Here is a 17,459-nt window from a genome sequence, read left to right on the forward strand (position 1 = left end):
GTATGCGTTTATTCGGCATCGAGACCGAGTACGGCATCACCCGCGAGGACCAGGACGTCGTGGATCCGGTCGTCGAGTCTATGGAGCTCGTCCGCGCCTCCCTGTCGAGTCCATTCGAGCGCCGCTGGGACTACCGGGGCGAGGACCCGCACCAGGACGCGCGCGGCTTTCGGGTCTCCCAGCTCCAGCAGGACGAGGAGGAGCAGGAGCTGGTCCGGCGGGACGTGCAGCGGCCCTACTCGTTCCACGAGATGAAGAGTGATCTCGTGCTGCCGAACGGGGCGCGGTTCTACAACGACCATACCCATCCGGAATATTCCACGGCGGAATGCCGCACGCTGCGCGATCTCCTCGCCCAGGACCGGGCCGGGGAGCGGATCGTGCAGCAGGCGGCCGACCGGCGCAACCGCGCGCTCGGCGGCCCCTACGTGCAGCTCTACAAGAACAACACGGACTTTCACGGCCACAGCTACGGGTGTCACGACAATTACCTCGTCCCGCGCGCGATTCCCTTCGCGGCTCTCGTGGACGGGCTCGTCCCGTTCCTCGTCAGCCGCCAGCTCGTCGCGGGGGCCGGCAAGGCCGGGATCGAGACCCAGGACGGTGGCTTTCGTCCCGGCTGCTTTCAGCTTTCCCAGCGTGCGGACTTCATAGAGACCGATCTCAGCGTGGACACCATGCGCAACCGGCCGATCCTCAACACGCGGGACGAGCCGCACGCCGACCGGGCGCGGTATCGCCGTCTCCACCTGATCGTGGGGGACGCGAACATGTGCGAATACGCCACCGCCCTGAAGGTCGGGACGACCTGCCTGGTCCTCGACCTGATCGCCAGCGGTGCGGCCCCGGCCCTCTCGTTGGAGGACCCGGTCGCGGCGATCAAGCAGCTCTCTCGGGATCCGGACCTGAAGGCGGTCGTCCGCCGCGCGGGCGGGCGCACCATCTCGGGGCTCGAGATCCAGCGCGTCTACTACGAGGCGGCCCGGCAGCGGCTCGCGGGGCGGGATGAGGAGACCGGGTGGATCCTCCGCGAGTGGGGCGACACGCTTGAGCGGTTGGAGTGCGATCGAGCTGCGCTCATCGGCCGCCTCGATTGGGTCACGAAGCTCTGGTTGCTGGAAACCTTCGTGCAGGAGGAGCGGGTCGGCTGGGACGATCCCTGGCTGGCCAGCCTGGACCTGGAGTATCACAATATCAATCCCGAGCGGGGCCTGTTCCTTGGCCTGGAGGCGGAGGGCAGGGCCCTGCGGCTTACGACGCAGGCCGACGTGGAGGCTGCCGTGGCGGCGGGGCCGCGGGACACGCGAGGCGGTATCCGTGGGCTCTGTGTCCGGCGGTTCGCCGACCAGATCGAGTCGGTACAGTGGGCGCAGATCCGCTTCAAGGGAGGGCGCGGGGCTGCCGTGCTCGAGATGGACCGGCTGTTCGAGCCGGCCGAGATCGCGGCCCTCGATCGCCTCCTCGAAGCGAGCGCCTCGGCGGAGGAGGCCCTCGCCCGTTGGTACCAAGGAAAGGAGCGCAGCCGATGAACGGACCGATGACGCTGGATCGCCGAGAGCGGCCGTTCGAGCCGATGCCGCGGCCGACGCGCCCGTCCGAAGAGGAGGGCGGCCCGCGACGTCCCGACTCCGGATCGCCCGAGCGGGACAACCTGCTGAAGCGCATGCGCCGCGTGGATCCCAAGCAGGCGGAGCGCTACCGGCAACGAACCGGCGAATAGCCGTGATGAGTGATGGGTGATCGGTGAAGGGTTGAGAACAGACTCTCGATCGGACCTTCACTGTTCCTACCCATCACTCGTCACACATCGCGTGTCACGGGGGCCGAGATGGGTATGCAAGGCGATTTTCTCCAGGTGCTGAAGGAGCACGGATACCGGTTCCCGGCTGTGGAAAGCGGCGGCTCACCCAGCGCGGCGTCGGAGATCGCGCGCAGCACGACGATCTTGGCGATGAAGTACCGGGATGGCGTGCTTGTGGCGGGCGACCGGCGGGCGACGGCGGGCACCATGGTGATGTACGATCGCACCGACAAGGTGCTGGAGCTGGACCGCTACAGCGTCATGGCCATCGCTGGCGTGCCGGCGACCGCCTACGAGATGGCCCGTGTGCTCGAGCACTCGTTCAAGTATTATCGGCGCAGCCAGCTCCAGGAGCTGAGCTTCGAGGGCAAGCTGCGCGCGGTGTCGAAGCTGCTCCAGGAGAACGTTCCTGCTGCGTTGGCCGGGACCGGCGCCGTCGCCCCGATCTTCGCTGGCTATGACTTGGACCAGGGTGCGGCCAAGATCTTCTTCTACGACATCCTCGGCGCGGAGTTCGAGGGCGTCGAGTACGCCGTGTCGGGCTCCGGCGCACCGGTGATCCGCGGCATCCTCCATTACCTGAACGTCTGGGGTGAGCGGCCTCTGTCCGCCTGCTCGGACGAGGAGGCGGTCACGCAGGCGCTGCGTCTGTTGACCTGCGCGGCAGAATTCGACAGCGCGACCGGCGGCGTCAACCGGGACGCAAACCTCTACCCGGTCGTCAAGCTGATCACGGCCGCCGGCCTCGCGACTGTGCCCGCCGAGCAGCTCAAGGGGCTGTTCGAAACGAAGGTGGCGCGCCATGTATGAAGAGCCCTACCGCTGGGTGGAGGCCGTCGGCAACCGGCGGCAATACCTCGACGAGCAGTTCAAGCAAGGCAGCCCGGTCGTCGCGATCTCCTACGCGGAGGGGGTGCTGCTGCTAACGGTCAGCCGCGGGACACCGAAGCTCTACGAGATCTACGACCGGATCGGGCTGGGCGGCATGGGGCACCCGGCCGACCTCGAGAAGTTGCGCTTCAGCCTACTGGAGATGGCGCACATCGAGGGCTTCAGCCGGTCGCCGTCCGATGTCACGGCTGCGCGGCTGATGAAGTACGGCCTGGCGCCCATCCTCAAGCAGGCCTTCGAGGAGATCTTCAAGGCGCCCTACATCGTCAAGGTCCTCCTGGCCGAGCTGGGCCTCAAGCCCGGCCGGGATTCGTTCCTGACCGTCAACTACGACGGCGGCTTCGAGGAGACGACGGACATGGCGACGCTCGCCGCAACGCCGGCGATCCAGGCGGACATGCTGGCGTTTCTCAGGCAGCGGCTCACGCCGGGACAGGCCTCGCTTGAGCAGGCGGTGCAGGCGGCGAGCCGCGCCTGGGCCCTGGGCTCGCTGAGGCAGGCCGCCGAGCTGGAGCCGGTCGGGGACAAGGACGATCGGGGTGTCCGAGACATCGCCCGCACGCCCGAGCTGCCAGAAGAGGCCGCGCTTCTCACCCTCCTACGCGCGTCGCTCGCCGAGAAGTCCCTGGAATGCGCCGTGCTGGAGCGCCGGCTGGCGGGCTCCTCCAAGTACCGGGCGGTGCCGGCGGAGGAACTGGCTCGCCTCCTGCCGGAGGCGCTTCCCGCCAAGGCGTAACCTCAGACTCCGTCGGTCCGGCCGCCACCCCATGCTGAACCGGATTTTCGGACTCGAGACGGAATACGGGCTCCTGATCAACGAGGAGCGGCCCGAGCACTCGCCGTCCTGGATGGCGCATCGCGTGCGCGACCACCTGTTCCACGTCCAGCGACGGGGGGTGCTGGACCTGCACCACCGGGGCCACGACGAGCCGCCGGGCAACGGCGGCTTCCTCATGAACGCGGGCCGGGTGTACCTCGATATGGGGCACCTCGAGTATGCGTCGCCCGAGTGCCAGTCGCTCTTTGACCTGGTTGCCGCCGACCGGGCAGGGGACCGGCTGCTCCAGGAGGCTGTCGAGGCCATGGGCCTGGCCGACCGAGTGTCCCTGATCAAAAACAACGTGGATCACGAGACGGACGCCACCTTCGGCTCGCACGAGAACTACCTGGTCTCGCGTCGGTTCCCCTTTACGCGGCGGGGCCTTGGCCTGCTCGTGCCGTTTCTGGTCACGCGCCAGATCTTCACGGGAGCCGGGCGGGTGGGTGCCTGCGACGCGTCCGACCGGTGGGTGCAGATGGACCGGCTCATCGTGCCGCGTGCCGAGCGGCGCAGCGCCAGGGGCGAGCCGGCCATCCGGTTCCAGATCTCCCAGCGGGCCGACTACATCGTCAACGACTTCTTCGAGTGGGTGCAACAGAACCGCGCCATCGTCAACACCCGGGACGAGCCCCTCGCCGATCCCACCCGGTTCCGTCGGATCCACCTGCTGCTCGGCGACTCCAACATGTCGGAGGTCGCCACGGCCTTGAAGCTCGGGACCACGGGCCTGGTGCTGCAGCTCATCGAGGAGGGGCACGCGCCGACAGGGCTCGAACTTCGGGAACCGGTCGAGGATCTGCAGGAGATCTCCCGCGATCAAGAGCGACAATGGCTGCTCACGCTCGCGTCGGGTAAGACGCTGTCCGCCATTGACGTGCAGGAGCGGTATCTCGAGGCTGCACAGCGTCACTGCCGCGGTCAGGACGAGGAGACGGACTGGGTCCTCGAACAGTGGGAAGGCGTCCTTGCCGACCTGCGCGGGGATTACCAGCGGCTCGTCGGGCGGGTGGACTGGGCGTCGAAGCTCTGGCTCCTGGAGACCTTCCGCGAAGCCGAGCAGCTCGACTGGCACGATCCCTGGCTCAAGAGCCTCGACCTGGAGTATCACAACCTCGCCCCTGGCAAGGGGCTCTACTACGGGCTCGAGCAGGAGGGCCGGGCGCCACGCGTGACGACGGATGTGGCGGTGTCCCTCGCCCAGGCGCATCCCCCGCGCAATACCCGCGCATTCGGGCGCGGGGAGCTCATTCGGCATCTGCTGACCTGCGGCTCGCCCGAGCCGATCGCCTCGGGCCCGGAGGAGCGGTTCTTCCCGCCCTACGTCATCAACTGGTCGGTCTTCCAACTCCGCGGTCGCCAGCCGTTTGCCATGCCCAATCCCTTCCAGACCTACGTTGACGAGGTTCGCAGCCATCTCGCCGCGCCGCACGCGTAACGTCGAGCGGCCTTCCCGCTGCGGTTCAACCCACAGGATCTGCCCGGTCTCGCCTCCAGCCTAATCGCCCAGCCCAAACTGGGGATTGAGCGGCGTCCTCTTCCGCCGTGAGAGTGTTCTGTTGCAAGAAGGCCGGGATGGACGGTGTCCGGGGCGGCCAGCCGGCTCGCGAGGTGCGGCAGCCCAGGTTAGCTGGAGTACTTATCCGGCGCGCGCAATTATCAGCGCGCCGGTCCAGGTAAGCGCGGAATGGAGGGCAAGGCCATGGAACGGGTCAGCCTGCGAATGGGGGCGGTGCTCGCCGCCTCGCTCGTGATTGCAGGGGCGGTCGGGGCAGGTCCAGAGATCGCTCTGTCTGCGAAACAGGGGCCTGCGCGGTTTCCGGTGATCGTCGTCTTCGAGGAGGACGCGCCGTTCCATCGGTATCAGGATCTGTACCGACCGGATGAGCGCGCCCAGGCGCATCCGGAAGTCTGGGGATACCAGACCCCGGGTGTCGCGGGGGCGGTGCAGGCCCTCGAAGCCGTGCATGGCTTCCGTGCCGAGCATGTCTACAGCGCGGCGATCGAGGGCTTCTCGGCCAAGCTGACCGCGGAGCAGATCCAGGCGGTCGAGAGCGAGCCGCTCGTCGCCTACGTCGAGCCCGACGGGATGATGCGGGCCACGGGCCAGATCCTGCCCTGGGGCGTGGACCGCGTGGACGCAGACCTCAGCTCGACCCGGGCCGGGGATGGCATGGGGGCGGTGACGACGGTCAACGTCTATATCGTTGACACCGGGATTGACCGGACCCACGCCGACCTGACTGTGGTCAACCATGTGAACTTCACGGGATTGCTCGGCGGCGGCAACCAGGACTGTCATGGGCACGGGACGCATGTGGCGGGCACAGCGGGCGCGCGAGACAACAGCATGGATGTGGTCGGGGTGGCGCCTGGCGTGAACCTGACCAGCGTGAAGGTTCTCGACTGCCTGGGCGTCGGCGCCACGTCCACCGTGATCCAGGGTGTGGACTGGGTCACAGCGAACGCCATCAAGCCGGCTGCCGCGAACATGAGCCTCGGCGGCTCACCGAGCACCGCGCTCGACGACGCCGTCCGGCGGTCGGCGCAGCGCGGGATCGTCTATACGATCGCGGCGGGAAACAGCGGCGCCAACGCCTGCAACGAGTCGCCGGCACGGGCTGGAGGGGGGTACAACAACGGGATCATCACGACCGCAGCCACCGATCAGACCGACAACGAGGCGTCCTTCAGCAATTTCGGCGGGTGCGTGGATCTCTGGGCGCCCGGGGTGCAAATCCCCTCCACCCGGCTCGGGGGAGGCACCACGACCATGTCCGGGACCTCGATGGCCGCCCCGCACGTGGCGGGCGCCGCAGCCTTGCTGCTGAACCTGGATCCGACGCTCACCGCGCCGCTCGTGGAAGGCTTCCTCAAGTTCGACTCGGTCGCGACGGCGACGGTCAGCAAGGACGGCCGGGCGATCCGCCTGGTCAACGTCGCCAAGTATTAGCAAACCTGCCGGCGTTCGAGTATCATGGGTTCGATCGGGCCGGCACACCGACTCGGACGAAGAGACCGCTCGATGCGCCTGGTGGGCCCTGTTGCGTGTTTGTTAACTTGCTGCCTGGCGGTGGCTACCAGCGGCGGCCCCCTGCCGCCAGCCCCCACGCTGTCGGGGTTAAAGGACCTCCGAGTGTCGCTGGCGCCCGACCGGCCCGAGTACCGGCCCGGCCAAGCGCTCCAATTCCGGCTCCTGCTGGTGAACCCGACGACTGAACGCGTGACCCTCCGGTTCAACACCGGCCAGCGGTTCGACGTGACGGTGGAGGATCAGAACGGGGCCGTGGTCTGGCGCTGGGCGGAGGGCAAGATGTTCACACAGGCGCTGGGCCAGGAGACGCTGGGGCCGGGCGAGTCGCTCTCCTACACAGCGGTTTTCAGGGGGGCGCTCCTGCCAGGGACCTACCGGGTGCGCGGCGACATCGTGTGCGCCGACGGTCCGCTCTCGGCCACCGCGACCGTTACGGTCAAGTGAAAGGGAAAGTGGGCGCGGCCCTGCTCACTTGCTCTTACCGAGCCGCCGTCGCAGGAGGCTATAGAACGCGTAGGCCTGCGCGAGCAGCCCGGTGACGATCAGCCCGAGCGCCGTCGGCAGCCAGAACGAGTCCCGCTGCTCCAGCCCCTGGATGCCTGCAACAAAGCCCGACGCGATGCAGAGGATGCCGACGACGCGCGCCACGACGACATCGGGCTGCATCCGGCGCCGCGAGTCGCTGCCGTTTCGCCCTTGCCGGTCGGCCATCCGGTTCCCTCCCACAAGCCGACGTGTCGTTGCTGGCTGCGATCCTCGCAGAGTCGGCCGGGGAATGCAACGGCTGTACAAACCACCCGCTATTGCATATGGTGGGGCGCGGGGCTCGCCCGATGGCGCGGCGGGTGGTGCCCTGGAGGGGCCTTGGAGGCCTACTGATGGATGGATGGATCGGGTACGCCCTGCTCGCGGCGGCGGGCTGCATGGCCGGCGCGGTCAACGTGATTGCCGGCGGCGGGTCGTTCCTCACGCTCCCACTGCTCATCTTTCTGGGGCTGCCCGCGACGGTGGCCAACGGGACGAACCGCGTGGCGATCCTCCTGCAGAACGTCGCAGCCGTCTGGGGCTTCCACCGGCACGGCGTGCTGGACTGGCGCGCGCTGGCCTGGGCAGCCGTGCCCGCGACGATCGGCAGCGTCTTCGGGGCCTGGGCGGCCCTCGCCGTGGGCGACGAGGTGTTCAAGAAGATCCTTGCGATCCTCATGGTCGCCGTCACGCTGTGGACGCTGTGGGATCCGTTCGCGGAGCGGCAACTGGCTGAAGGCGTGCGCTCCGGCGAAGTGGGCTCGCCGGGGCTCGCACTGGGCCTCGGGTTTTTCCTCGTCGGGGTCTACGGCGGCTTCGTGCAGGCCGGGGTCGGCTTTCTCGTGCTGGCCGGGACGACCTGGGCGGGGCTCGACCTCATCCGGGGCAACGCCGTGAAGGTGCTGACCGTGCTCGCCTCGACAGCGGTCTCGCTCGCCATCTTCGTCTCGGCGGGCAAGATCCACTGGGGCATGGGGCTCGCCCTCGCCGCGGGGATGGTCGCCGGGGGGCTCGTCGGCGTGCGGCTCACGGTGCTCAAGGGCCACGCCTGGGTGAAGGGCGTGGTGACTGCGACGGTGGTGGCGTTCGCGGTGAAGTTGTGGCTGGGCTAATGTGACGGGCCCAAGAGCTCCCGCACCTTCCGGCGCAGCGTGTCGGGCGAGAAGGGCTTGGGCAGCAACGCGAGCTCCGCATCAAGCGCGCCGGCTTGGATCGGCCCGTCGTCCGGGTACCCCGACATGAAGAGCACCTTCGTCGCCGGCCGGGCGGCGGTGAGCTGCTGCGCGAGCTGGTGCCCGCCCATGCCGGGCAGGAGCACGTCCACCACGAGCAGGTCAATGGGGCCGCCGTGTTCCGCCGCGCGACGTCGCGCCTCGTCCGGTGTGGTCGCTTCCAGCACCCGATAGCCGCTCATCGAGAGGATGTTGCGGACGAACTTGAGCACGGTGGGGTCGTCCTCGACCAGGAGGATCGTCCCGGACCCGCTCCCGAGCCCCTCCACCGGCGCAGGCGGGCTGGCATCGAGCGCCTCCTCGTCAATCCGCGGCAGGAAGACGGCGAACGTGGTGCCCTGGCCCACATGGCTGGTCACCTCGATGTGGCCGCCGCTTTGCTCGATGATCCCGTACACCGTGGCCAGGCCCAGGCCCGTGCCCTTGCCGACGTCCTTGGTGGTGAAAAAGGGCTCGAACAGGTGCGACTGGGTTTGCGGGTCCATGCCGCACCCCGTGTCCGTCACCGACAGCATGACGGACGCGCCCGCGGGCGTGACGGCGTTGGCCGTCCGGATCGTGATGGTCCCGCCTTGCGGCATGGCGTCCCGGGCGTTGACGATGAGGTTCACGATGACCTGATCAATCTGGCTGGGATCGCCCCTGACGCGCCCCAGCTTCGGGTCGAGCGAGGTGATCAGGGTGATCTGCGCGCCCAGCAGGCGCCGGAGCAGCGTCTCGAGGTTCGCGACCACCACGTTGAGGTCGAGGACCTTCGGCTCGAGCACCTGCTTGCGGCTGAAGGCCAGCAATTGCTGGGTCAGGGCGGCCGCCCGTTCGCCGGCCTTGTAGATCTCCTGCACGTCCCGGTAGAGGGGGTGCTCCGGGCCGAGGCTGCCGAGGGCGAGCTGGCTGTAGCCCTTGATGACCGTCAGCAGGTTGTTGAAGTCGTGGGCGATGCCCCCGGCCAGCCGGCCGATGGCTTCCATCTTCTGGGCCTGGCGCAAGCGCTCTTCCATTTGCTTGCGGGCGGTGATGTCCCGGAAGCTCCAGACGCGCCCGACGCACTGGTTGCCGATCCGCTGCGGCAGCGAGTAGCGCTCAAACAGGCGGCCGTCCTTGAACTCGACGAGGTCGTAGCTCTCCGCCTCCGGCTGGCCGTAGAGGGAGCGGACCTTGGCGAGGAAGCCGTCAGGGTCCCTGAGCTGGTCCAGCACACAGGCCAACGCACGCTGGTCGTCCCGGGCGGCGAGGACCGACTCCGGCAGGCGCCACATCGTGGCGAACCGCCGATTGAAGCTGGCGATCCGTCCCTCGAGATCCACGACCAGGATGCCGTCGGCGGTGGACTCCAGCGTGGCGCGGAGCAGGGAGAGCGACTGCGCCAGGTCGGTCTCCGCGCGCTTGCGCTCGAGCTCCGCCGCCGCCCGCGCCGCAAAGATCGAGAGGACGTCCTTGACCTCCAGCGCCGCCCGCATCGGCCGGTCGTGCATGACCGCGAGCAGCCCGATGACCTTTCCTGCCCGATCCACCAACGGCGTCCCGCAATAGCTCTCGACGGCCAGTTGCTTGACGATCGGGTGGTAGGGGAACAGCTCCTGGAGATTCCGCTCATAGTAGCAGCACGTCCCGTTCGTGACCGTGCTGCAGGGGGAGTCCTGGAGGTCGTACTCGAAGTTCGGGAAAATCCCGTCCCCCGCCCAGACGGCGAGCGTGGCCACCCGGTCGGGTTCCTTCTCCTTGACCGCGGCGGCGAGTGCGTACCGGACCTTGAGGGCGGAGGCGAGATGCGTCACCAGCGAGCGGAAAAAGTCGTCCCCGATCGTCGCGGCGGTGCCCGCGACGACCGAGCGCGGCGCCTTCGACTGCTCGCTGAGCTGCTGCATCGCCGCCTCGACCCGGCCCGCCTGGGCGATGACCGTCTCCTCATGCGCCGCCAGGAGCTGCTCCATGGCCGCGAGCCGGGACCGGGGCCGCTCGACGACCACGTTGGCCCGGCGCTGGCGGCGGATCTCGCCGTCCGCGAAGGGCAGCAGGGCGATCTTTGTGCAGAGGGCGAGCGTCTTGAACAGGTTCGCGGTCTCCTCCGACAGGGGCACCTTCGAGAAGAGGATCACCGCGAACATGTGGTGCCCCGGCAGCAGGCCACCGAAGCCCAGGACCGACTGCACGCCGAATGGCACGACGAACTCGCGCTGGACCGGCACGTAGGGGCTCCCGACCGCCTGGGGGACATAAAAGACGTTGTAGGTGTGTTGTGGGACGTCCATGAGCAGGTCGGGGGTTGGCTGCAGCACCGTGTTCAGCTCCACCCCGAACTGCGCGAAGAGTTGCGAGAACATCGGGAAGTGGTCAATGAATTGCTTGCTCGCCAGGGGGATGGCTCGGTAGTGCCGGGAGTTGACCGGGTCGTTCCATTCGGGCCGCTCGCCCGCAGAGGCGAGGAGGGTGAAGACCTTCATCGCAGGCGAGGGCGGGTCGGACCCGAGCACGGCGCGGGCGAGCTTCCGGTCCTGCGCATTCAGCCGCTCGAAGGGATGTGTCTTGAAGAGACGGATCAGCGCGCATGCCGGCTGGCCGGTCTGGCCGTCCACGAGGTGTGAGTAGAGATAGTGCGTGATCTGCCCAGCGACCTCATCCAGGTTCTCGGCGTCCGCGCCCAGCTTCCGGAGCGCCGCCCCACACTTCGTCATCTCGATCAGCGTGAAAGTCCTGAGGTCGAACATGCGCCACCCCGCTCCGGTCCCCCATCATAGCCTCAATTTCGTGGCGAGCAAACTAGAGCCTGACTTTCCGGCACCAAGGGGCCCCCCTCAAAAAAGGGGGGCGCGGTCACGCCCAGATGTCCATGCGCAGGCCACGCGCGTCTCGGGTCACCGTGTTGCCGACCGGGGCGGCCGTCCGCTCCAGGATGCGCAGCGCCGTGACGGCCAGGGCGCAGGCGTCCAGGAAGTCGTCGGGAGCGACGTCCGTGCGGGTGAAACGGCGGAGCCAGCCGTCGAGCAACCGGCCGATCCGTAAGAAGGCGGGACGTTGGCTCCGCGCCAGCGCGCGCAGCCGCTCGAGCCGGCCAGTCCGCGTCTTCTTCCCGTGGCGTGCGGGCCCATTTAGGAGGATGTGGAAGGCCAGCTCGGGATGCGCCTCGAAGATCCGGGCCTGCAGGGCCGGCGTCATGAGCCGGTCCACCTCGCGGATCTTGGGCAGCAGGCCGAAGGCCTGCATGGACACCCCGAGCCGCCGCACCTCGTCGTAGCGCCGGGCCGCAAGGACTGGCCGCGGCGGGGGGCTGAACACGCTGCTCGCCCGGCGGCCCAGCAGGCGGCGGGCGGCCCGGTCGCAGGGCCGCCCGCCGGGCCGGCCCGAGTCCAGCAGCCCGATCGGGATATCCACCGCGATGACCGCCGGCGCGGGTGTGAGCGCCAGCACCTCCGCGAAGCTCTGGCAGAGCCGGGCCTCTGGCGGGCGCGCACGGGCGCCCGCGGCAACGAGCACCGCGATCCAGCCGCCCCGGCAGCCGTCCACGCCCGCCACCCAGGTCATCCCACCGCTCCTCGCTTTGGAGCCTAGCCCCGGTGCTATAATGCCGCACTTCGATTCAGGGATCACCGCCAATGACGGACTTGTTCCAAGGCTGGCTCACGGAGTACGGCTATGCGGGCCTCTTTGCCCTGCTCGTGCTCGGCATCGTCGGGCTGCCCGTGCCCGACGAAACCCTGCTCACCTTCGCCGGCTACCTTGTGTTCAAGCAGACCCTGACGTTCCCCGCCACGCTTGCCGCCGCGTTTCTCGGGACGACCTGCGGGATCACGCTGAGCTACGGGATCGGGTGGGGTGTGAGCCCCGCCGCCGTGCGGAAGTTCGGCTCTTTCTTCCGCATCACCCCGGCGCACCTCGATCGGGTCCAGACCTGGTACCGGCGGCACGGGAAGTACGCGCTCGTCTTCGGCTACTTCGTGCCGGGCGTCCGCCACCTCGTCGCGTTCGTCGCGGGCTCGGCGCGGCTGCCCTGGCCCCTCTTCGCGCTGTTCGCCTATGCCGGTGGGCTCGTCTGGGCCACCACCTTCATTGTCCTGGGATACGGCTTCGGCGAGGAATGGGCGCGGATGTCGCAGACCTTGCACCGAGGCTTGCTGGTCCTGGCCGGGCTCGTCATGGTGGGAACTGCGGGCTTCGCCCTTCGGAGTTGGTGCCGCCGCCGATCCACGTAAGTTCCCGCGGCGGCGGGCGGGTTCCTACCTGATGAGGATCTCCTGCAACAGGCCAAGCAGGGCCAGCAGCGCGGTCCCGATGACCGGTCCCTCCGTGAAGGAGCCGAAGGCGCCATCCCGCATCGCTTGGATCTCATCGAGCACGCGCTGGATCGTGTTGTCCCGCGGCTCATTGCGGCCCCCCTCCTGCAACTGCAGGCGGCGCAACTGCTCCAGGGACATCCGGCGGGCCGCTTCCGCCGCACGGCGGAGCCGGTACGCGCTCGTGATGACCAGCGAAACGAGCAAGAGCCACATGACGATCAAGGGGGCCGGGTGCCCCCAGTTATCGAAGAACGCGCTCCGGGCCAGGGTGAAGCAGACCAGCGCAACGAGTGGGAAATACATGATCCACTTGATGACCCTGGTTCGTTCCGCAATCAACTTGATGGTCAGGTAGGAGGTCAGGTCATCCGGCAAAAGAGGCGCTGACCAGTTCTGGGGAGCCAGCGTCACCGCTTGAATGAACCCGACGCAGTGACGGCTGACGGCGAAGACAAAGACGGTCAGCCCGAGGAAGAGCGGCACCACGACGAAGAAATAGAGGACCCTATCAACCCAGAAGCTGATCTGGCCGCGGGAGGGCACGAATGGAAACCCCCAGATCCACCCGACGCTCAAGCCCAGAGCGTAGAGGGCGGCGACCACGACGGGAACGCTGGGCCGATGCGATTCGAGGGAGCCGGTGTGAGTCTTGTACTCTGTCCACCGAGCGCAGACGTTGCTCCAACTGCCTCCGCCCGCGGGCTGCGGATTGTTCAGAGCGAACCGCCAGGACAGCGTCTCGGCATTGGTCCGGAGCCACCGGCGTCCCCCGCAGAGAAGGACCACACAGAGCAAGGCGGTTAAAACCCGGGTCGCCTCGGTCGGCCAGATGCTGACCCCGTCGGACAGCGTGAAGGGCTCTCCGCCTTGGCCATCGGCCAGTAACAGGGGAACGATCAGTATCGCCGCAACAGCGGACCCGGCCGCCACTTTCACCAGGCCCTTCATCCGACGTAGGTCATCCTGGGCCTGCGGCCTCAGCGCCCAAGCCGATGCAATGGCGGTGATGACGAGGAGTCCTACCTTGAAGATGCCTTCAGCGGCGTCCAAGAGATCGGGCGGGGCATCCCGCCGTGGATGGATGTCACGAACTGAGGGGGCCTGACAGCGATCGGGGCGAAGGTAGAACCACGGACTCCCGCACTCAACAGGAATTAGCCCCAAGACACGATAGGCAGGCAGGCCCTCAGATGCGTCAACAGTCAAATCGACCGCGCCGTTACGGCCCACTTCATAGATCCGAGGCGTCTGCGGGTCGAGAAAGCGTATTGTCGGAGGAAGCCCCTTCAAAGAGTATAGGCAGCCGGCTGATCCTTGCGCGGATTCCCCGGTCCGGCATGGGTGGGGCGCCGGTTCGAGACGCTCGATTGCCCGCAGGACAGCAAAGTAGGTGGAAGCCTGGTAGGTGTCCCGGAAGGGCGGCGCCCCGCGCTGGAGTTTTTCGTCGAGCGAGAGTCCGTAGGGAGAGGCGATGATCAGGTTGCGCGCCCATGGGTATTCATGCGGATGGGTCAGGCGTGCGTCCAGGTCGGTGGTGAAGAAGATGGTGTCGGGCAGGCGCTTCCGCAGCGCCTGGAGAAGGAGGAGCTTGTCGTAGGTTTCTGATCCGAAGATCCCGACCGCCTTGAGCCCGCATCCTTGCGGCCACCGCTCCCAGAACCAACAGGCCCGGCGTCGCTCGCGGTCGTCGCGAGCGATCTTGTCCGCCAACCGGCTCACATAGTCGAGTTGCGGGTCTCCCTCCGGCCGTTCCAGGCTCTCCAGAGTCTCCTTACGATCCGAGCCGCCGTCCAGGAGCTTGGCCAGGTCTTCCGGCTTTTTCGCCTCCGACTTTGACCGTCCCTTGCCCGGCTGATACCCGTCCAGCCCGCCGAAATAGTAGTAGCGCTTGATCTTGAGGTCGTCGAGGTTCGTTTCAGACTTGAACCGCTTGAGGAGTTCCGTCAGGTAGACTTTCTCGTCTTCGCCGTTACGCAGGCACTTGCGCTGGACCTCACAGACGGCTGCAGTGAACTCCAGGGACAGCGTTCTGGCGTAGAAGGTATCCCACTCGGAGATCAGGGCGATGGAATCTCCTGCCGCATTGTTGTCCACAACCGTGCTCCAATCTATACCCCGTCGCCCAAGCTCCCGCACGAGCGAGCGGGATAGGTCGAGGTCCGACAGGACATGGTGCTCCAGCTCGATTCCCGCACGGCGAAGCTGCTGTTGCAGCCAGCGGGGGGCTTGGCTGTCTGTAGTGCCAAAGAAGACCATGAAGATCTCCTGAGAGGCCGTGGCCCAGGGGGAAAACAACGGAAGATCGCCCTGGCGGTCCGGCTCAGACGGGGCGGGCATCCGCCACGCCTCGCGGAGCATCTCTCTCAGGACGGCGGAACTCCGCGGCCCGATGATCTTGAAGACAACCGGCAGGAGTCTATGAGGCTCGACTGATTGTTGCGGCAGGGAGTCGCGAAGGGATGGCTCATCCGTGCGGCCTCCTGTCGGCTCGGGGGTGGTCGTCGTTAATTGGGCGATGAGGTTACGGAGGGCACGGATCGGCTCCTTCTCAACGCGATTCTCGTTAATCCAGAGCACCAACACGCGGGAATAGGGCGGGTTATCGTCGTTCACACAGCTACGGAGTTTTCTGAGATCGAACCACTCAAACGGCACCAGCGTTTCCGGCTCCTCTGCCCCTCTTTTCCACTTGACATAGCGGATAAATTCTCTGTCGGCGGGAACAAAGCAGCTTGTGCCCAGCGCCGCGATGACCGCATAGCGGTCCCGTCGTCGCGTCTCTGCTGCGTCGGGGGTGAGGCTGCCGTTTGTCATGACAAGTAAGGCGAGGGTCGAGTCGGCGGGGCGTTGCATCCACACTTGGTTGGCCAGAGTCTTCAGGCTGTGACGATCCGCGTGGGATGCCTTTGGCCCTACTTCGAGAGACGGTGGCCTCAAGCGCGCTTTGCTATCCAGGATAATGGTCTGTGATGTGGTGCGGGACGTGTCCTCCCGTTCGTGCTCTTCGGCCGCGGCCAGGGGGTCCTGCCACAGGCGGGCCGGAACCTGCTCCGGAACGGGGGATCGCCGGCTCTCGGTTCCGCTGTCGGCGGGGCGCGAGGTCTGCAACGGCTCCCAGTAGATCCACAAGCCGCCCGCGACGCTGGCGATCACGATCGCCACGATCTGGCCGATGGGCAGCCTGGAGTCGTCCCGCCCTGATGGCATGGCTGGCCTCCGGTCCATACGCGACCAGCGGGGGAATGCTCACAAAAATCGAGGAAGAAATCAACCATGCCAAGGTGCGGGAGGCTAGACGGAGTGCAGGGTTGGGGGGGTCTTCCGCTCGATGATCTGCTATACTCGCCTGGAATATGCCGCGGCTGGCGAACAAGATCGCGATCGTGACGGGGAGTAGCAGCGGGATCGGCAAGGCGATCGCGCGGCGCTTCGCCGAGGAAGGGGCGCGGGTCGTGATCGCGGCGCGCCGGGCCGCGCTCTGCGAGCAGGTCGCGGCCGAAATCCGGGCCCGGGGTGGGGAGGCGGTCGCCCTCCCGACCGACGTGAGCGACGAGGCGCAGGTCGAGCGGCTGATCGCGGAGACGGTCCGCCGGTTCGGCCGGCTGGACATCCTGGTCAACAACGCCGGGATCGGCGGCGGGGGCCGCCTCGCCGACACGAGCACCGAGGAGTTCGATCGGGTAATGGCCACGAACCTCCGCGGCACGTTCTTCTGCTGCCGGGCCGGGTTCCGCCAGATGGCCGCGCAGGGGGGCGGGACGATCCTCAACATGTCCAGCGTCGCGGGCATCGATGCCTGGGCGGGAACCGGCGTGTACAGTGCCTCCAAGCACGGCATCCTGGCCTTGAGCAAGGCCCTGGCCGACGAGGGGCGGAACTGCGGGATCAAGGTCTGCGCGATCTGCCCGGGCGGGGTGGCGGACGAGCTGGTGGACGCGTCGCCGGCGGAGATCGCGCGGAGCGGGAAGATCAGCCCCGACGATGTCGCCGAGACGGCGGTCTATCTCGCGTGTCTGGGGCCGAACGCGATCGTCCTGCGAGTCGTCCTCGACCGGCTGGGGGCCGACTGGTCATGAAGCTCGCCACGTTCAACGTGAATTCCATCCGCCGCCGGCTTCCCGTCGTGCTGGACTGGCTGGCGCGCCATCAGCCGGATGTGCTCTGCCTCCAGGAGACCAAGATTCAGGACGAAGACTTTCCCCTGCTGGACTTTCAGGCCGCCGGCTACCACGTGGCCTTCCGCGGCATGAAAGCCTACAACGGGGTTGCGGTGCTGAGCCGGAAGGCGCCGGAGGCGGTCTTCTACGGCTTCGACGACGGGGGTGAGCCGGACGAGGCGCGGCTGATCCGGGTCGTCATTGACGGGATTCCGATCGTCAACACCTACGTGCCGCAGGGCTACCAGATTGACTCGCCGAAGTACGCCTACAAGCTCGACTGGTTCAAGCGCCTGCGCCGGTATTTTGCCAAGCACCTCTCGCCCGACCAGCCGGCCATCTGGTGCGGCGACGTCAACGTGGCGCCGGAGCCGATCGACGTGCATAGCCCGGAGAAGCACCTGACCCACGTCTGCTACCACGAGGCTGTGCGCAAGGCCTACAAGGAGACGGTCGCCTGGGGGTTCGTGGACGTCTTTCGCAAGCTCCACCCCGACCGGCTCCAGTACACCTTCTGGGACTACCGGCAGCCCAGCTTGCTGGAGGCCAACAAGGGCTGGCGGATCGATCACATCCTGGCCACGCCGCCGCTGGCCGCGCGCTGCGTCGCGGCGGACGTGGACGTGGCGCCGCGCCGCGGGCCGAACCCCTCGGACCACACGTTCCTCTGGGCGGAGTTCCGGCTGAAGAATGTGAGACGCGAACGGTCAGCACGCGGCCGAGGTTGAAGC

General features: G+C 67.4%; 15 protein-coding genes. 11 read left to right on the forward strand and 4 right to left on the reverse strand.

The annotated features are described in order from the left end of the window. The first annotated feature begins 2 nt into the window (after positions 1 to 2). From ACWHYQ_RS09625 to ACWHYQ_RS09655, 7 genes are all read left to right on the forward strand, one after another. Positions 3 to 1,529 carry a proteasome accessory factor PafA2 family protein gene (locus ACWHYQ_RS09625; RefSeq protein WP_447975469.1) on the forward strand — a complete coding sequence of 509 codons (1,527 nt, stop codon included), beginning with the start codon at positions 3 to 5 and terminating at the stop codon, positions 1,527 to 1,529. After that, complete coding sequence (locus ACWHYQ_RS09630) at positions 1,526 to 1,720, forward strand: ubiquitin-like protein UBact (RefSeq protein WP_447975470.1); 195 nt, start codon at positions 1,526 to 1,528, stop codon at positions 1,718 to 1,720. Before ACWHYQ_RS09625 ends, ACWHYQ_RS09630 begins: the two co-directional genes overlap by 4 nt. Before the next feature lie 114 nt (positions 1,721 to 1,834). Then, a complete protein-coding gene (locus ACWHYQ_RS09635) occupies positions 1,835 to 2,611 on the forward strand; it encodes a proteasome subunit alpha (protein WP_447975471.1) in 777 nt (258 codons plus the stop codon). Beyond that, on the forward strand, positions 2,604 to 3,428 hold the full coding sequence (locus tag ACWHYQ_RS09640) for a proteasome subunit alpha (protein ID WP_447975472.1): 825 nt from the start codon (positions 2,604 to 2,606) through the stop codon (positions 3,426 to 3,428). The genes ACWHYQ_RS09635 and ACWHYQ_RS09640 overlap by 8 nt, the downstream gene beginning before the upstream one ends. A gap of 31 nt (positions 3,429 to 3,459) precedes the next feature. Beyond that, positions 3,460 to 4,947 (forward strand): proteasome accessory factor PafA2 family protein, encoded by a 1,488-nt coding sequence (locus ACWHYQ_RS09645; RefSeq protein ID WP_447975473.1) that lies wholly within the window; start codon positions 3,460 to 3,462, stop codon positions 4,945 to 4,947. Between the two features lie 264 nt (positions 4,948 to 5,211). Further along, positions 5,212 to 6,462, forward strand: a complete 1,251-nt coding sequence (locus tag ACWHYQ_RS09650; RefSeq protein WP_447975474.1) for a S8 family peptidase — start codon at positions 5,212 to 5,214, stop codon at positions 6,460 to 6,462. 183 nt (positions 6,463 to 6,645) lie between these two features. Continuing rightward, positions 6,646 to 6,987 (forward strand): BsuPI-related putative proteinase inhibitor, encoded by a 342-nt coding sequence (locus ACWHYQ_RS09655; protein WP_447975475.1) that lies wholly within the window; start codon positions 6,646 to 6,648, stop codon positions 6,985 to 6,987. A gap of 24 nt (positions 6,988 to 7,011) precedes the next feature. Here ACWHYQ_RS09655 and ACWHYQ_RS09660 read toward each other — a convergent pair whose 3' ends face one another. After that, complete coding sequence (locus tag ACWHYQ_RS09660) at positions 7,012 to 7,254, reverse strand: hypothetical protein (RefSeq protein WP_447975476.1); 243 nt, start codon at positions 7,252 to 7,254, stop codon at positions 7,012 to 7,014. A 167-nt stretch (positions 7,255 to 7,421) separates the two neighbouring features. On the opposite strand from ACWHYQ_RS09660, the gene ACWHYQ_RS09665 reads away from it, so the two are divergent. Continuing rightward, positions 7,422 to 8,180 carry a sulfite exporter TauE/SafE family protein gene (locus ACWHYQ_RS09665; RefSeq protein WP_447975477.1) on the forward strand — a complete coding sequence of 253 codons (759 nt, stop codon included), beginning with the start codon at positions 7,422 to 7,424 and terminating at the stop codon, positions 8,178 to 8,180. Here ACWHYQ_RS09665 and ACWHYQ_RS09670 read toward each other — a convergent pair. Both ACWHYQ_RS09670 and ACWHYQ_RS09675 read right to left on the reverse strand, forming a co-directional pair. Next, positions 8,177 to 11,005: an ATP-binding protein gene (locus tag ACWHYQ_RS09670; RefSeq protein WP_447975478.1), complete on the reverse strand. Its 2,829-nt coding sequence runs from the start codon at positions 11,003 to 11,005 to the stop codon at positions 8,177 to 8,179. The genes ACWHYQ_RS09665 and ACWHYQ_RS09670 overlap by 4 nt on opposite strands. A 106-nt stretch (positions 11,006 to 11,111) precedes the next feature. Beyond that, the gene (locus ACWHYQ_RS09675) at positions 11,112 to 11,819 is read right to left on the reverse strand and encodes a DUF429 domain-containing protein (protein WP_447975479.1); all 708 of its coding nucleotides are present in this window, start codon (positions 11,817 to 11,819) and stop codon (positions 11,112 to 11,114) included. Between the two features lie 71 nt (positions 11,820 to 11,890). Here ACWHYQ_RS09675 and ACWHYQ_RS09680 point away from each other — a divergent pair, with 71 nt between their 5' ends. Then, a complete protein-coding gene (locus tag ACWHYQ_RS09680; protein WP_447975480.1) occupies positions 11,891 to 12,487 on the forward strand; it encodes a DedA family protein in 597 nt (198 codons plus the stop codon). 24 nt (positions 12,488 to 12,511) lie between these two features. On the opposite strand, the gene ACWHYQ_RS09685 is transcribed toward ACWHYQ_RS09680, so the two are convergent. After that, a complete protein-coding gene (locus tag ACWHYQ_RS09685) occupies positions 12,512 to 15,778 on the reverse strand; it encodes a hypothetical protein (protein WP_447975481.1) in 3,267 nt (1,088 codons plus the stop codon). Positions 15,779 to 15,924: 146 nt separating this feature from the next. Here ACWHYQ_RS09685 and ACWHYQ_RS09690 point away from each other — a divergent pair, with 146 nt between their 5' ends. After that, entirely contained in the window at positions 15,925 to 16,647 is a 723-nt protein-coding gene (locus ACWHYQ_RS09690) for an SDR family NAD(P)-dependent oxidoreductase (protein ID WP_447975482.1), read from the forward strand. Continuing rightward, positions 16,644 to 17,456 (forward strand): exodeoxyribonuclease III, encoded by an 813-nt coding sequence (gene xth, locus ACWHYQ_RS09695; protein WP_447975483.1) that lies wholly within the window; start codon positions 16,644 to 16,646, stop codon positions 17,454 to 17,456. Before ACWHYQ_RS09690 ends, xth begins: the two co-directional genes overlap by 4 nt. The last annotated feature ends 3 nt before the right edge of the window (positions 17,457 to 17,459 follow it).

The organism is Nitrospira sp. Kam-Ns4a (genome assembly GCF_965152595.1).

What these genes read in the sequence shown, in the direction of transcription:
- ACWHYQ_RS09625 (WP_447975469.1), top strand. Translation starts at nt 3, where the DNA reads ATGCGTTTATTCGGCATCGAGACCGAGTACGGCATCACCCGCGAGGAC.
- ACWHYQ_RS09630 (WP_447975470.1), top strand. Translation starts at nt 1,526, where the DNA reads ATGAACGGACCGATGACGCTGGATCGCCGAGAGCGGCCGTTCGAGCCG.
- ACWHYQ_RS09635 (WP_447975471.1), top strand. Translation starts at nt 1,835, where the DNA reads ATGCAAGGCGATTTTCTCCAGGTGCTGAAGGAGCACGGATACCGGTTC.
- ACWHYQ_RS09640 (WP_447975472.1), top strand. Translation starts at nt 2,604, where the DNA reads ATGTATGAAGAGCCCTACCGCTGGGTGGAGGCCGTCGGCAACCGGCGG.
- ACWHYQ_RS09645 (WP_447975473.1), top strand. Translation starts at nt 3,460, where the DNA reads ATGCTGAACCGGATTTTCGGACTCGAGACGGAATACGGGCTCCTGATC.
- ACWHYQ_RS09650 (WP_447975474.1), top strand. Translation starts at nt 5,212, where the DNA reads ATGGAACGGGTCAGCCTGCGAATGGGGGCGGTGCTCGCCGCCTCGCTC.
- ACWHYQ_RS09660 (WP_447975476.1), bottom strand. Translation starts at nt 7,254, where the DNA reads ATGGCCGACCGGCAAGGGCGAAACGGCAGCGACTCGCGGCGCCGGATG.
- ACWHYQ_RS09665 (WP_447975477.1), top strand. Translation starts at nt 7,422, where the DNA reads ATGGATGGATGGATCGGGTACGCCCTGCTCGCGGCGGCGGGCTGCATG.
- ACWHYQ_RS09670 (WP_447975478.1), bottom strand. Translation starts at nt 11,005, where the DNA reads ATGTTCGACCTCAGGACTTTCACGCTGATCGAGATGACGAAGTGTGGG.
- ACWHYQ_RS09675 (WP_447975479.1), bottom strand. Translation starts at nt 11,819, where the DNA reads ATGACCTGGGTGGCGGGCGTGGACGGCTGCCGGGGCGGCTGGATCGCG.
- ACWHYQ_RS09680 (WP_447975480.1), top strand. Translation starts at nt 11,891, where the DNA reads ATGACGGACTTGTTCCAAGGCTGGCTCACGGAGTACGGCTATGCGGGC.
- ACWHYQ_RS09685 (WP_447975481.1), bottom strand. Translation starts at nt 15,778, where the DNA reads ATGCCATCAGGGCGGGACGACTCCAGGCTGCCCATCGGCCAGATCGTG.
- ACWHYQ_RS09690 (WP_447975482.1), top strand. Translation starts at nt 15,925, where the DNA reads ATGCCGCGGCTGGCGAACAAGATCGCGATCGTGACGGGGAGTAGCAGC.
- xth (WP_447975483.1), top strand. Translation starts at nt 16,644, where the DNA reads ATGAAGCTCGCCACGTTCAACGTGAATTCCATCCGCCGCCGGCTTCCC.